14 protein-coding genes are annotated in these 14,632 nt (G+C 62.8%); 9 read left to right on the forward strand and 5 right to left on the reverse strand.

Going from position 1 to position 14,632, the window contains the following annotated elements:
- The first annotated feature begins 183 nt into the window (after positions 1-183).
- The 9 genes from DTX69_RS25110 to DTX69_RS25150 all read left to right on the forward strand — a co-directional run bounded on the left by DTX69_RS25110 (position 184) and on the right by DTX69_RS25150 (position 8,798).
- Positions 184-948 carry an SDR family NAD(P)-dependent oxidoreductase gene (locus tag DTX69_RS25110; protein ID WP_162917545.1) on the forward strand — a complete coding sequence of 255 codons (765 nt, stop codon included), beginning with the start codon at positions 184-186 and terminating at the stop codon, positions 946-948.
- Between the two features lie 22 nt (positions 949-970).
- Entirely contained in the window at positions 971-1,744 is a 774-nt protein-coding gene (locus tag DTX69_RS25115; protein WP_119304336.1) for an SDR family NAD(P)-dependent oxidoreductase, read from the forward strand.
- 18 nt (positions 1,745-1,762) lie between these two features.
- Positions 1,763-2,893 carry a zinc-binding dehydrogenase gene (locus tag DTX69_RS25120; RefSeq protein WP_119304337.1) on the forward strand — a complete coding sequence of 377 codons (1,131 nt, stop codon included), beginning with the start codon at positions 1,763-1,765 and terminating at the stop codon, positions 2,891-2,893.
- Between the two features lie 51 nt (positions 2,894-2,944).
- Positions 2,945-3,988 (forward strand): ABC transporter substrate-binding protein, encoded by a 1,044-nt coding sequence (locus DTX69_RS25125; protein WP_162917546.1) that lies wholly within the window; start codon positions 2,945-2,947, stop codon positions 3,986-3,988.
- 76 nt (positions 3,989-4,064) lie between these two features.
- A complete protein-coding gene (locus DTX69_RS25130; protein ID WP_119304339.1) occupies positions 4,065-5,285 on the forward strand; it encodes a mandelate racemase/muconate lactonizing enzyme family protein in 1,221 nt (406 codons plus the stop codon).
- A 12-nt stretch (positions 5,286-5,297) separates the two neighbouring features.
- Positions 5,298-6,347, forward strand: a complete 1,050-nt coding sequence (locus DTX69_RS25135; RefSeq protein ID WP_119304340.1) for an ABC transporter ATP-binding protein — start codon at positions 5,298-5,300, stop codon at positions 6,345-6,347.
- A 2-nt stretch (positions 6,348-6,349) separates the two neighbouring features.
- Positions 6,350-7,192, forward strand: coding sequence for an ABC transporter permease (locus tag DTX69_RS25140; RefSeq protein WP_119304341.1), 843 nt, complete (start codon positions 6,350-6,352; stop codon positions 7,190-7,192).
- A gap of 2 nt (positions 7,193-7,194) precedes the next feature.
- Positions 7,195-8,001 carry an ABC transporter permease gene (locus DTX69_RS25145; RefSeq protein WP_119304342.1) on the forward strand — a complete coding sequence of 269 codons (807 nt, stop codon included), beginning with the start codon at positions 7,195-7,197 and terminating at the stop codon, positions 7,999-8,001.
- Positions 8,002-8,003: 2 nt separating this feature from the next.
- Positions 8,004-8,798: an SDR family NAD(P)-dependent oxidoreductase gene (locus DTX69_RS25150; protein WP_119304343.1), complete on the forward strand. Its 795-nt coding sequence runs from the start codon at positions 8,004-8,006 to the stop codon at positions 8,796-8,798.
- A gap of 106 nt (positions 8,799-8,904) precedes the next feature.
- Here the strand turns inward: DTX69_RS25150 and DTX69_RS25155 are convergent, their stop codons facing one another.
- The 5 genes from DTX69_RS25155 to DTX69_RS25175 all read right to left on the reverse strand — a co-directional run bounded on the left by DTX69_RS25155 (position 8,905) and on the right by DTX69_RS25175 (position 14,631).
- Positions 8,905-10,437 carry an FGGY-family carbohydrate kinase gene (locus tag DTX69_RS25155; RefSeq protein ID WP_119304344.1) on the reverse strand — a complete coding sequence of 511 codons (1,533 nt, stop codon included), beginning with the start codon at positions 10,435-10,437 and terminating at the stop codon, positions 8,905-8,907.
- Between the two features lie 5 nt (positions 10,438-10,442).
- A complete protein-coding gene (locus DTX69_RS25160; RefSeq protein ID WP_119304345.1) occupies positions 10,443-11,243 on the reverse strand; it encodes a BtpA/SgcQ family protein in 801 nt (266 codons plus the stop codon).
- Positions 11,244-11,257: 14 nt separating this feature from the next.
- Entirely contained in the window at positions 11,258-12,379 is a 1,122-nt protein-coding gene (locus DTX69_RS25165) for an ABC transporter ATP-binding protein (protein ID WP_119304346.1), read from the reverse strand.
- Positions 12,380-12,386: 7 nt separating this feature from the next.
- Positions 12,387-13,283 (reverse strand): carbohydrate ABC transporter permease, encoded by an 897-nt coding sequence (locus DTX69_RS25170; protein ID WP_119304347.1) that lies wholly within the window; start codon positions 13,281-13,283, stop codon positions 12,387-12,389.
- Positions 13,284-13,350: 67 nt separating this feature from the next.
- A complete protein-coding gene (locus tag DTX69_RS25175) occupies positions 13,351-14,631 on the reverse strand; it encodes an ABC transporter substrate-binding protein (protein WP_284736057.1) in 1,281 nt (426 codons plus the stop codon).
- Between the last annotated feature and the right edge of the window lies 1 nt (position 14,632).

The raw sequence follows: 14,632 nt of genomic DNA on the forward strand, positions 1-14,632 counted from the left end.
CCGCCAATTGATCCAATGATCTAACGCTTGGTCGTGCCATCGGCCCTCGCAGTATTTTTGTATACAATTATTATGTCGACAAGTCAGGGAGAGAGTGCCACACTCGATCCAACAAAGCCAGCCGGCGGGCGGCGAGCGAATGCTGTCGGCGGGAAAAAGGCTGGTGCAGCAGGGAGTGGAGCGTTGAGCGGCAGGCTCCAGGGCAAGAAGGCGCTGATCTATGGCGGCGGAACGGGCATCGGCCTCGCCTGCGCCGAGGCCATGGCCCGGGAAGGCGCCGCCGTTTACATTTCCGGCCGCCGGGAGTCGGTTCTGCGCGAGGCCATGCAGGATCTGAAGGCGCATGGCAAGGCGGGGTACACCGCCGGCGATGCAACTATCGCCGCCGACGTGCAGCGTGTCACCGCCACTGCCGCAGACTTCATGGGCGGGATCGACACCATCCTGGTAAGCGCGGGCGCAGGCGGCCGCACGCCGATCTTCGATACACCCGTCGAGGAATTCCAGCGCATCATCGATCATTCGCTCCTGCCGGCATTCCTTGCCATGCGATTCGGGGCGGAGCATCTGCTCGCTTCCGGCGCCGCTTCGGTCATCGTCATCTCCTCGATGTACGGGTTGGTCGGGCAGAAGGAGCGTGCCGGCTATTGCGCCGGCAAGCACGGCGTCATCGGGCTGGTCAAGTCCGCGGCGCTCGATTTTGCCGAGAAGGGCGTGCGCGTGAACGCGATCTGCCCCGGCTTCATCGAGACCCCGCTTGCGATCGCGGTTGCGAACCAGGAGCCGGACCCGGAGGCGACGTTGCGGGCCAAGCGCCTGATGCACGCGATCCCGCGCCCCGGAAAGCTCGAGGAAGTGGGCGAGCTTGCCGTCTATCTGGCCAGCGATCTCTCCGCCTTCATGACGGGACAGGCCGTCGCGATCGACGGCGGCTACTCGACGCGTTGACACAAGAGAGGAATTGAGCGGCATGAGCGGACTTCTGGCAGGAAAGCGCGCCTATGTCACCGGCGGCTCCAGCGGGATCGGCGCGAGCATCGTTCAAACATTCGCTGCGGAGGGCGCGCGCGTCGCCATCGGTGCCTCCCGCCATGCCGAACAGGCGCGGGCAATGGCGAAGAGCCTACCTGGCGGGAGCCATGTCGTGGTGCAGGCCGATCTCTATGACAAGCAGCAGACCGAGCGCGCCGCCGACGACGTGATCGCCGGCCTCGGCGGCCTCGACATCTTCGTGCATAGCGCCGGAATCGACGTGACCCAGACCGCGCCGACGCACGAGACGACGGACGAGACCTGGGACCGGATGATGAACCTTCATCTGAATGCCGCCTTCCGCCTGTCGAAGCGGCTGATTCCGGCCCTGCTCAAAGGCAAGAATCCCGCCATCGTCTTCATCGGTTCGGTCTGCGGCCTGGTCGCGTGGGAGGGCGATGTCGCCTACAACGTCGCAAAAGCCGGATTGCAGCACCTCGCACGTTGCATCGCATCGGACTACGCCAAGGCCGGCCTGCGCGCGAACGTGATTGCGCCTGGGGTGATCGACACGCCGCTCACCCGCGCTTATGCCGGCGGCATGCCGGGCGGCGAGGCGGAGGGGTTGAAAGCGCTCGCCGCCATGCATCCGATCGGACGCTATGCGAAGCCGCACGAGATTGCCGACGCGGCCGCCTTCCTTGCTTCCGACAAGGCCTCCTTCATCACGGGCGTGGTGCTGCCGATCGACGGCGGCCTGGTCAACGTCTGAACTGATGGAGGTCCATCAATGGCAAAGCTAACAATGATGGCTGCCGTCTGCGACGCGCCGAGCGACGACGATGCGCTCGGTCTGCGGCAGGTCGTTGTCGATGACCCGCACGAGATGGAAGTGCGTGTGAAGCTGCTGACCACCAGCATCTGCCGCAGCGACATCCACTATCTGCGCGGCGTGTGGGTGCATCCCAAGCCGGCGATCTTCGGCCACGAAGCGTGCGGGATCATCGAATCCGTCGGGCCTGGCGTTTCCAAATCGCGCATCGGCGAGAAGGTGATCCTCACCTTCACGCCCTCCTGCGGGCAGTGCAAGTTCTGCGTCACCGGCCGCTCCGTGCTGTGCGAGGAAGTGGCCCGCGCGGCCGCTGCCGGCACGATGTGGGACAACACGACACGCTTTTTCGAAATGGACGGGAAGCCGATCCATCACCTGAGTCTCGTCTCGTCTTTCTGCGATTACACGGTCGTGCCGCACAACGGCGCGATCACCGTCGACCCGGCAACATCCGCGGAGGAAGCCTGCCTGCTTGGGTGCGGCGCCATGGCCGGCATCGGCGCCGCCATCAACACCGCGCAGATCCGGCCCGGCGACAGCGTGGCCGTGTTCGGCTGTGGCGGCGTGGGACTGAGCGTGGTTCAGGGCGCGAAACTGTGCAACGCGCTGCCGATCGTGGCGGTGGATCTGCGTAGGGAGAAGGAAAGCGAAGCGCGGCGATTCGGCGCCACCCATTTCGTGAATGCCTGCGAGGGCGACCCGGTCGCCAAGGTGCGCGAGATCATCAAGGGTGGCGCCGATTTCACTTTCGAGGCCACGGGCCAGGTGGAAACCGCGGAGCTTGCCTATAAGGCGACATGCCGCGCCGGCACCACCGTCCTGATCGGCCAGCCGACGGAGAACGCCATGGCCGGCTTCCCGCCCTACTGGATTGCCCAGGATGAGAACAAGGTGATCGGCTCCAGCTACGGCTCGACCCGGCCGATGATCGATTTCCCCAAGGTGCTGCGGCTGGTGAAGCACGGGCTGCTGAACCTGGAATCCCTTATCTCCGAGGTCTGGCCGCTATCGCGCATCAACGAGGCGATCGCGCTGGTGGAGACCGGCAAGGTCAATCGCATCGTCCTGCGTCTGGCGGACGGCAACTGAAAAACACCGCAAGAAACTCGCACAATGCGTCTTGAACAGGGAGAGACTGACATGACCAAGAAGATCCGGTTGGATCGCCGCGATTTCCTGATCGGTTCCACTGCGGCCGGAGCGATGATCGCCGCCCCCACTATCGTGCGCGCCGCGTCCAAGGAGCTGCGCGTGCTCACCTGGGAAGGCTATGCCGAGCCCGAATGGGTCGACGCCTTCAAGAAGGACACCGGCGCCGAGGTGAAGATCGTCTATGTCGGCTCTGCCGACGAGATGTTCGCTAAGATGCAGGGGTCACAGGGCGCCGATTTCGACGTCGTGAGTTTCGACACTTCTATCTTCTCACGCTACATCGATGCCAATCTGCTGGCGCCGCTCGACCTGTCGAAGATCGCGAATGCCGGCAACATTGCGCCCGAGTTCCGCGAGGTGAAGGAGATCATGCGTGCGGACAAGCAGTTCGGCGTTCCGTTCGCCTGGGGCTCGTTGCCGATGGTCTACGACGCGGATGTCTTCCCCACCCCGCCGGAATCCTGGGAGGTGATGTGGAACCCGGAATATGCCCAGCAGCTCATCTGCATGGACGATGCGAACAATTGCATTACTTGGGGCGCGCTGGTGGCCGGCGTTGAAAATCCGTACAACCTGTCGGATGACGACTTCGCCAGGGTGAAGGCAAAGCTGATCGAGCAGAAGAAGCTGCTGCTCAGCTACTTCGCCGGCTTCGACGAAGGTGTGAACATGTTCGCGCAGAACAGCATCAAGGTGATGTATTCGATGGGCGAGCCGCAGGTGCCGGCGCTCAAGAAGAAGGGCATCAACGCCGCGCTCACCATTCCGAGGGAAGGTGCGCCGGGCTGGCTCGATTGCTGGACCATGAGTGTGGGCGCCACCGACCCCGATTTGGCGCACCAGTGGATCAACAACTGCCTCGCCGCTGCGGTCGGCGATATCCTGACCAACAAGGCCGGCTACGGCAACACGACCAACACCGAAGTCAACAAGGCCGCGGGCTTCACCTACGGCGACAAGCTCTCCTGGCTGCAGCAGGCCGAGAACTACGAGAAGCGCGTCGCCGTCTGGAACGAGGTCAAGGCCGGTTAGCATCTGACATTATCACCGCCGGCTGGGGCGTAACCCGCTCCGGTCGGCTTCACGCCACGTCATCCGCGGTCACATCATGCCCTTCACAACCGTCTCGCCCCAGTTCAGCGGCCCGGCTCCCCGCCTGAAGATCACTGACGTCGAATGCCATGTCCTGCTGGCGCCCGACTACGATGCCAGCTTTACCTCCTCCGCTCAGGACAGCATTGTCGTCGTCATCCGCACCGATGGCGGTGTCGCCGGCATCGGGGAGTGCGATGCCAACCCATGGATGGCGAAGGCCTGCATCGAGGCACCGGGCACGCACACGATGGGCCTCTGCATCAGGGAGATGCTGATCGGCGCCGATCCATTCCAGATCGGCGCGCTGTGGAAGAAGATGTATCTCGGCACCGCCATGAACGGCCGCCGAGGCATGATTATCCACGCCATGAGCGCCGTGGACATGGCGCTCTGGGATCTGTGTGGAAAGGCACTGGGTAAGCCGGTGCACGAACTGCTCGGCGGGGCGACTCGGTCCCGCATCACGCCCTATGCCTCATTGCAACCGGCAGGCCACCGCTTCGAGGAATATCGTGATGCGCTCTGCGCTTCCGCAGAGAAGGCGAAGAGCCTCGGCTTCAAGGCGATGAAGACCGAGATCACCATGAACGGCCCCTATGCCCATGGCGGCATGCGCGAGAGTTACGAGCGCCACACCGAGGTCTTGGCCGCGGTGCGCAAAACGATCGGCCCCGACATCACCCTGATGGTCGACGTCCAGTATCTCTGGGAGGATGCGGCCACATGCCTGCAGACCGTCAAGGATTGGGCGGAATTCAACGTCTTCTTCCTGGAGACGCCGCTCTGGTCGGACAATGTGCGGGAGATGGCCAAGCTTGCCGAGCAGGCACCGATGCCGATCGCGTTCGGCGAATGGCTGGCCACCCGCTTCGAGTTCGAAGAGCTGCTGGACGTAGGCAAGGTGCAGGTCGCGCAGCCCGATGTGGGCCGGGTCGGCGGCATCGGAGAGGCGAAGATTGTTTGCGACATGGCCAAGGCGCGTGGCCGCATCATCGTGCCGCATTGCTGGAAGACCGGCATTTCCATTTCCGGCACCGCGCATCTGGCGTTCGTCACGGACCATTGTGCCTTCATCGAATACCTCCCACCGCAGCTCTGTCATGAGCGCCTGCGCCGCGAGCTGGCGCAGGAGGAGCTGGTACTCTTGCCTGACGGGACCATTCCCCTGCCGCAAAAGCCGGGGCTTGGCGTCGAGGTCGATTGGGACGTGGTCAAGCGCTACAGGGTCGCCTAGCCGGAGCACGCGATGAGCCTTGAGCTCCGGAAGGTCCGGAAGGTCTATGGGTCGATCGAGGTTCTGCCGTCTTTCTCGCTCGAGATTGCCGATGGAGAGTTCCTGACGCTGCTTGGTCCGTCCGGCTCCGGCAAGACCACCGTGCTGCGCCTGATCGGCGGCTTTGCCGCGGCGGATGGCGGCACCATCCTGTTCGAGGGCGCCGACATCACCCGCCTCCCCGCCAACAAGCGGCCATTCAATACCGTGTTCCAGGACTATGCCCTCTTTCCCCACATGACCGTAGCGCAGAATGCCGGCTACGGGCCGCTGGTCCAGCGGCGCGACCCGGTGAAGTCCAAGAAGCTGGTCGACGAGACCCTGGAGATCGTCGGGCTGACGGAGTTTCGTGATCGCTATCCGGCGCAACTCTCGGGTGGGCAGCGGCAGCGCGTTGCCCTGGCCCGAGCAATGGTCTGCGAGCCAAGAGTCATACTGCTGGACGAGCCGCTTGCGGCGCTCGACGCCGGATTGCGGCGGCAGATGCAGCTGTTCCTCAAGCAGACACAGCGGCGTATCCGCACCACGTTCGTCTTCGTCACGCACGACCAGGATGAAGCGATCACCATGTCCGACCGCATCGTGGTGATGGACCAGGGCAGGCTCGAGCAACTCGGGACTCCGAAGGAGCTCTACTACCAACCGCGCACGCGGTTCGTGGCGGGCTTCTTCGGCGACAACAATCTCATCGGCGGCACATTATCGGTCGCTGCACGGGTAGAGACGCCCTTGGGCTCGTTACCTGTCGCAGCAGCCGACGGGCTGTCACCCGGCACCAGCGTGCTGTTGGCAGTACGGCCGGAAGCACTGCGCCTCGGTAATGGCGAGGCAGCTATTGCCGCTGACGTGGAGGAAATCGTTTTCGGCGGTGCCTCCACGCGCCTGCTCCTGCGGGCGAGCGCCGCACCACATCTCCGCCTCGACGTGCGCCTGGCAAGCGACTTCCGCGCACAGATGCCGGAGGTCGGCCAGCGCGTCACCGTCACCTACGACCCGGCGGATGCCGTGGTCGTGCCGGCTTGACCATGCCGACGAGGGGCCTGCGCGGGCTGATCTTCGCCGCGGTCGCGGCGCTGCCCGCGGTCGTCATCCTGGTGCCGCTGGGCTCTTTCCTCGTGATGTCCGTGGCGCGTGCCGAGAAACACCGGATCATCTATGACTGGACGCTGCAGAACTATGTCAATTTCCTCGGCAACTGGACGTATCTCAGCACATTCCTCGGCACCCTGTGGCTGTGCCTGGAAGTCGTGCTGTTGTCGCTGATCGTCGGCTATCCCATCGCCTGGTACATCTGGCGGCAGAAGAGCTGGAAGCGCTACGCCCTGCTGCAACTTGCGGCGCTGCCCCTCTTCATGAGTTACATCGTAAAGCTCTACACGCTCCGCTCCATGCTGGGCCTCAATGGCCTGGTCAATCAGGCGCTCGTGTCACTTGGCATCCTGGAGCAGCCGAGCCAGGTATTCCTCTACAATCAGAGAGCCGTGCTGATCACCATGACGGTGATCTACCTCCCCTATGTCGTGCTGCCCATCTTCCTAAGCCTCGAGCGCATTCCACGCTCGCTGCTTCAGGCATCGACCGATCTTGGCGCCGGCGGATGGGATACCTTTCGCCGTGTGGTACTTCCGCTGTCGATGCCGGGCACCATCGCCGGCGCCCTGTTCGCCTTCGTCCTCGCGCTGGGCGATTTCATCACACCGCAGATGGTGGGCGGCACCACCGGTTTCACCATAGGCCGTGTCATCTTCTCCCAGTTCGGGCTTGCTTTCGACTGGCCGTTCGGCGCGTCGATGGCTGCGATCCTGCTGCTGGTAGCTCTTCTGCTCATCGTCGCGGCCGGCTACGCCGCCAGCAGGCGCCGGGTGTAGTCATGCTGCGTACGCGCGGAGACCGCATCGCCGAATATGCCACCTGCGCCGTCACGGTGCTGGTACTGCTGGTGCTTTACGCGCCCATCCTGGTCAGCGCCGTGTTTTCCGTGGTGGAGATCCGCCGGGGCGAGATCCTATGGGAGACTTTCACATTCCGGCATTATGTGACCCTCTGGTCGAACGCCAGCGTGATCGATGCGCTGGCGAACACCGCAATCGTGGCGATCTGCTCGGCGGGGATTGCTTCGATCCTGGCGGTCCTGCTGGCGCTCTACACCGAGTGGCATGGCGCGATTGCCCGCACCGCATTGACGCTGCTGATCTACCTGCCGTTCCTGTTGCCGCCGATCGTCACCGGGCTCGCCCTGCTCGTCGCCTCGGCCAATGCGGATATGGATCGCAGCGTGCTGACCATCATCATCGGCCACACGATCTTCGTGCTGGCGGTGGCGTATCGCCTCGTCCTGACGCGGCTGCAGGCCCTGCCGCCGACGCTCATCGAGGCCTCGTTCGATTTGGGGGCGAGCCGGTGGCAGACCCTGCGTTACGTGCTGCTGCCGCATCTGGCCTCCTCGATTTTGACCGGCGCGCTGCTGGCGCTGACCTTGTCGTTCGACGAAACGCTGATCAGCAGCTTCGTGGCCGGCAATGAGATGACCTTGCCATTGCGCCTGTGGGCCATGATGCGCGTCGGCTTCACGCCCGAAATCAACGCGCTGGTCACACTCGTTCTGCTGGTTTCGATGGCGCTGGCGCTGGCCGCCGCGTCCCTGCTGCGCCCCAAGGGAGAGCCTGAGGAGGATTAGACATGAATACGAACGCGGGACAGAGACTAAAAGGCCGGATCGCCGTGGTGACCGGCGGCGCGCAGGGGATCGGCTTTGCCATCGCCAGCCGCTTGGCACAAGAGGGTGCGACGGTCGTAATCGCGGATATCAACGAAGCGCTTGCGCGCGAGGTGGCACAGCGTATCGCACAGGCCGGCGGAACCGTCGCCGCCCACCGCGTCGATATCGGCGACGACACCAGCGTCGCCGCCCTGGCCGCCGCGATCGACGCGCAATACGGCCGGTGCGAGATCCTGGTCAACAATGCCGCCATCTCTGACGGGACGGGCATCGAGAGGATGACCATGGCGCGCTATCACGAGGTGATCCGCGTCAACCAGGACGGCGCCGTGCGCATGTGCCTCGCCTTTGTGCCGCTCCTCAAGAAGGCGAAGGACGGCAAGCGGATCGTCAACATCGCGTCGATCATGGGTGTGCGCGGCTGGCCCGACGCGATCCCTTATTCCACCGCCAAGGGCGCGATCGTCAATTTCACGCGCGCGCTCGCGGCCGATCTGGCGCCGCACGGCATCATGGTCAATTCACTCGCACCGGGTTTTGTCAACACACCAATGTCCATCCTGCCGGATGGCTCACATGAATACGATTCCGACTGGTTCCGCGATATCTACGTGAAATATGGCCGCATCCCCCTGCGGCGGTATGCGGAGCCGGAGGACATGGCAGGCCCGGCTTTCTTTCTCTGCTCCGATGATTCGCGCTATGTGACCGGGCAAATCCTCATGGTCGATGGCGGAACGTCTGCCACATTCTAGCGGCGGACCGCTGCCGCCGGCCCTTCCCTTGGTGAACTCTCGACAACGCCGCGGTGAACGGCGCGTTCTAAGCACGTGAACTAGCCGCAAGACAGTGAACCCTGATCTAAGATGCGTTTTGGTCGATGCGCTGGATGGCACCCAGCCGCGGAAACATTGTTCGAAGACGGCTGTAGCTCTCGCGCCACAGATCGAACTTCTCAGCAAGAATGCCTGCAGCACTTCGGTCCGGCTGGAAGACCCGACCGGCCGCGACGTAACGGCTCACATCCGACCAGTCTTTGAGAATGCCGGCGCCCATACCCGCCACGAAAGCGGCGCCCAGACTGGAGCCCGGATGTCGGTCGATGCGGGTTATCGGCCTTTGCAGGACATCGGCGGCAATCTGCAGCCACAAGTCGCTCGCAGCGCCGCCATCGGCAGCGAAGATCTGCCGCACCGTCAGCCCGCGCTCGGCGAATACCTCGACGTGATGCCGGAAGCCAAACACGACGCCTTCGAGCGCGGCACGCCAGACGTGCCGCAGGTCGTGGTGCAACCCCAGTCCCACCAGCGTTCCGCGCGCATGAGGGTCCATCAGCGGGGTCTTCTCGCCCAGCACGTAGGGTAGGAAGAGCAGCTCGCTCTCCGCCGGGACATCTGCTGCCTTTCGATCCAGCCACTGATGGATCCCGAGACCGGCGGCGCGCGCGGCTTCGAGCTCGCCGCCCGCCCAGCTTCGGACGATCCAGTTGAGGAATGTCCCACTCGCCGCCATGCAGCCGTTCGGGAAGTAGAGTCCCGGAACGATATGGTAGTCGATGAACAGCCGGCGATCCGAGATCGGCCGATCCGAAGACAGCAGGATGTCCCCTGCTCCCCCGAACTTGATCACCAGATCGCCGTTGCGTGCGGCTCCACAGACAAATGCCGACGCGACATGATCGGCGCAGCCCGCGACCACCGGCGTTCCGGCACGCAGCCCGGTGTGACGCGCCGCTTCCGGCGTCACGGCACCCACAACTTGGTGACTCTTGCGGATCGGCGGCAGCAGCTCGCGATCAAGCCCAGCGAGCTGGACCAGGCGATCATCATAGGCACCCGTTGCGATGTTGACGAAGCCCGACTCGAGTGCCCAGTTGTGCTCGACCTGCAAGCTGCCCGAGAGGCGATAAGTAATGTAGTCCGAAGCACCCAAGACATATCTGGCCTGCGCGAAACGCTCCGGCTCATGAGCCCGCAGCCACATCAGCTTCGGCCCGACGAGCTGCTGGCTGTATCCGGTCCCTGTCAAGGACAGGAACTCGGCTTCCTCCATCATATTGCGGCAGCGATCAAGTTCCGCGATCGCGCGCGCATCGTTCTGCTGGATGGAGCGCCGCAGGGGACGTCTATCCTGATCGAGCAGAATGACGGCGGGCAACATGCCCGTGACGCCCACTGCTGAGATGTCTCCGCTGCGGCCAATCCGGGCGGTCAGGGCGCGGCAGATCTCGCCGACATTACGCCACCACTCCTCCGGATCCTCTTCCGCCCAATTGGCCTGATCGGAATGGAAGGTAACCGGCCGGCTCTCGACCGCGCGCGTCCCACCCTCGTCGTCAATAATGATGCCGATCGTCGAGGTCGTCCCGATGTCGAGCCCGAGCAGCAGGGCCATGGCGGCTATCGCAGCTTACGCACTTTGTCCATGAAGCGCTCGACACGCGACCGATCCACCGCATTCCAGGTATTCCCATCAACCTTGAAATGCGTCCCGATAATCGCGCCGTCCGCGATCCTGAGCACGTCGGCCACGTTGTCGATATTGACGCCGGTATTGGCAAAAACCGGCGTCGTCGGGATGGCATCCTTGACGAGCTTGAGATCGGCCGTTTCTGCCGCCTGTCCCGTCATCGGGCCTGAGACCAGGATGATGTCCGCGAGCGATGAGAACACGGCGCTCTTCGCGCGCTGCGCAATGGGACGATCTCCGATCGGCGATGCGAACTCCGCATTGATATTGTACATCAGCACCAGATCCTGGCGATGGCAATCCGTGCGCAGGCGCAGCGCACTCGCGGCATCCGGCGCCCACAACCCCATGTCGGAATCATAGATGCCAGTGAAGATCTCGCGCGCGAACTTGGCACCACTGGCAACGGCAAGGGCGACGGTCGCAACCGGATCCCACAGATAGTTGACGCCAAACGGCATCTTGATGAGCCGCTTCAGCTCGCCGATCGCGAAAGCCATCGCAGCGAGGGTCGACGGCGAGGCCTTCAGAAGATAGGGGCGATCGCCCTCATTCCCGAACATGACCGCGTCGACTCCGCCCGTCTGCAGGGCTTCGAGATCCTTCGCGCAGGAATCCACGATCTTCTGCATGCCACCCTTCGGGTCATAGAGCGGCGAGCCCGGCAGCGGTGGCAGATGGACCATCGCGACAATCGGCTTGTCGTGGCCGAACACGGCCTTCAATTCCATGAGTCAGTCTCCAATCAGATGAGGCTCGGTCGGCTAAGGACCTTGCCCGTGGTCTTGTCGAACAGGTGAATCTGGCTGAGATCGTAATGCAGGGTGAGCGGCTGGCCGGGCGAGGCTGAGAAATCACGCGGGCAACGGACCATGACCTCGGGCCCGCCGTTCCCGCCCAACTCGCAGACCAGAATGACTTCAGGCCCCAGCACCTCCGTCGCGACCGTGGCGACAGGCACGGCTTGGGACAGCTTCACATTGCCGCGGGACAGATGGAAATCCTCCGGCCGCAGCCCGAGCGTAACCGCATTGCCGGACTGCGCGGCATAGCCATCGCGCAAGGCGGGCGGCAGGACGAACCGCGCAGTACCGGCAACCGCGGCGAGGCCGGCCTGATCGTGCTCGAGCCTGCCCGAAACCAGGTTCATCGGCGGGCTGGCGAGAAACCCTGCGACGAAGGTGTTGGCGGGGTTGCGATAGACCTCCATCGGCGCACCGACTTGCACGATCTCGCCATCCTTCATGATGCAGATACGCTGCCCCATGGTCATCGCTTCGACTTGGTCGTGGGTCACGTGGACGATGGTCGTGCCGAGCTTCTGATGCAGCTTGATGAGTTCGGTCCGCATTGATGCTCTGAGCTTGGCATCAAGGTTGGACAGTGGCTCGTCCAGAAGGAACGCCTTGGGATCGCGCACGAGCGCCCGTCCGAGGGCAACGCGTTGCCGCTGGCCGCCGGACAGCTGTGCCGGCTTCCGGCTCAGCAGCTCCGTGATGCCGAGCATCGTGGCAATGTCCTTGATGCGCCGGTCGATCTCGGCTTTGGGCACATGACGCAACTGCAGTCCGAAGCCGAGATTGCCAGCGACACTCATATGTGGATAAAGGGCATAGTTCTGGAAGACGATGGCGATGTTCCGGTCCGCAGGATCGACATCGTTCATCCGTTCTCCGCCGATCGATAGCTGTCCCGCCGAGATCGATTCGAGCCCGGCGATCATGCGCAGGGTCGTGGACTTGCCGCATCCGGACGGGCCCAGAAAGATCATGAACTCGCCATCCTTGATGTCGAGCGACACCTCGCGCACGGCCGGAACGCCGTTCGGATAGATCTTGCTCACGCGGTCTAGGACGATGTCGGCCATGAGACTTTCAGGTCAGTGAACGCATATAACGGTAGAGGTAGACGGTCAGGGCAAGAATGATGCCGAGTAGAATGATGGACATTGCCGAGGCTTCGCCGATATTCAGCGACACGAAGGCGGTCCGGTAGATGAAGTAGCTGATGAAGTCGGTGGAGATCCCCGGTCCGCCGCGCGTCATGATGTAGATGAGATCGTAGGTCTTGACAGCGAAAATGAGCCGGATCAGCAGCGTCACGATGATGACCGGCCGCATCAATGGAACGGTGATGCGCCAGAAGCACTGCAACGGGCTCGCGCCGTCGACGCGCGCCGCTTCATAAGGCTCCCTCGGCAGGGCCGACAGACCCGCGAGCAGCAGCACAATCATGAACGAAACCTGGTGCCAGATATCGACCATGATGACGGTCCAGATCGCGATCTTGGTACTGCCCAGCCAGTTGACCGGCGCGATCCCGACGACCGACAGCAGGTAGTTCACGATACCGAGATTCGGATGCAGGAACATGCGCCAGATGAGGCCCACGATGACGGGGTTCATCAGCAGCGGGCATAGCAAAATCGCGTAATAGATCGCCTTGAAGCGCTCCACTTTGTTGAGCGCGAGGGCCACCAGAAACCCAAGCAGGAATTCCAGCAGGACGACAGCGACGACGAAGAAAGTCGTCAGCCACAGCGAATGTCGGAATTGGCCATCCTCCGCGGCTTTGATGAAATTGGCTGAACCGGTAAAGGTGTCGAAATTGGGACTGATCAGCGTGTAATCGTGCAGGCTGGTGTAGAATGCCCAGAATACTGGAAAAAGAATCACCAGGAACAGCAGTGCGAGACTCGGCGAGGCCATCAGCCAACCGAACCGCCGGTCGCGGCGGTCGGTCAGCGTGAGGGCATGTGCGCTTTCAATCATGCGCGCTCCTCCTCGTCATGGCTGGCCCACAACGACGGGAGCGCGCGGATCTGGAGATCGCGGCTCGTCACTTCAGCTTGCCGTCCTTCTTGGCGAGGTCGACGAACTCCTTCTCAATCTGCGTCAAGGCATCCTGCGCGGATTTTTCGCCCGCGACGGCAAGGCTCAACTCGCGACCCAGGACTTCGACCAGTTGCGGCGTATAGGTGAAGACCGGGAAATTATGTGACGTCAGCAGCATGCTCTTCAGCGCCTGGGCGTAAGGGTATTTCTGGTTCAGCTCGGGATCTTCGAATACGTCGGTGCGGGTCGGCGAGCCTCCCAGCAATGCACGCTTCTTGGCGATTTCCGGGCTCTCGACCCACTTGATGAACTCCCAGGCGGCGTCGGGATTCGGCGAGGATTTGGGGATGGCCCAGCCCCAGGCGCCATTGAGGCTGCCGCCCGTGTCCGCCGTCGGCCCCGGCACCGGCATGATCTCCACCTTCCCCACCACGGAGGATTTCGAAGGGTCGTCATAGGCAGTCCGGAAGAAATTATAAGTGATGTAGCTGTAGGCCTTGCCCTGCGCCATAACGTTGAAAGCCTCGTCGAACGAGAAGCTGGCCGAGCCAACCGGGCCATACTTGTCGATCGCATCGGCATATTGCTGGACGGCCTTCACGCCCTTCTCGTTGTTGAAGGTCGGATTCCAGTTGGCGTCGTGGTACTCGGCGCCGTTCGCAAACAGGTAGTTGGACCATTCCATGGCGATCGGATCGGGGCGCAGGCCTTGATTGACCACGCCGTGCATGCCGTCCCTGGTGAAGAACTCCATCTGCTTTAGATATTCGTCCCAAGTCTTCGGCGGCTGCAGGTCCATGCCGTATTTGGCTTTGAAAGCCTCTTGGTTCTTCGGATCAGCCAAGAGGTCGGTGCGATAGGTGAGGCCCATCGCGTAGTTGTAGAAGGGCAGCATGTAGGTGACGCCGTCGACCTTGCCGACCAGATCCATGAGCGCGGGAATGTAGACCGACGTGTCAACGTTGTCGGCCTTGATCCGGTCATCGAGCGGCTGCAGCCAGCCGGCCTTGGTGAATTCGCCGACCCAGTAGAAGTCGACGACAATCACCGAATAGCTGCCCTTCGGCGCCACCAATTGCGGCACGAGCTTGGTGTGCATTTCGGCGTAATTCACGACTTCGAGATTCACCTTGTGACCGGTTGCAGCCTCGAACTCCGGCAGCACCTGCTTGACGAATTCTGTATCTGGCACGCCCTCCATCAGGACATTGAGCGTTTCGGCATAAGCCGGAAACGCAAAGCCGATAGCCAGCGCGCTGCCCAGCAGCACTCGACGCGTAATCATG

Source organism: Dongia deserti (assembly GCF_003574735.1).
Lineage (GTDB): Bacteria > Pseudomonadota > Alphaproteobacteria > Dongiales > Dongiaceae > Dongia_A > Dongia_A deserti.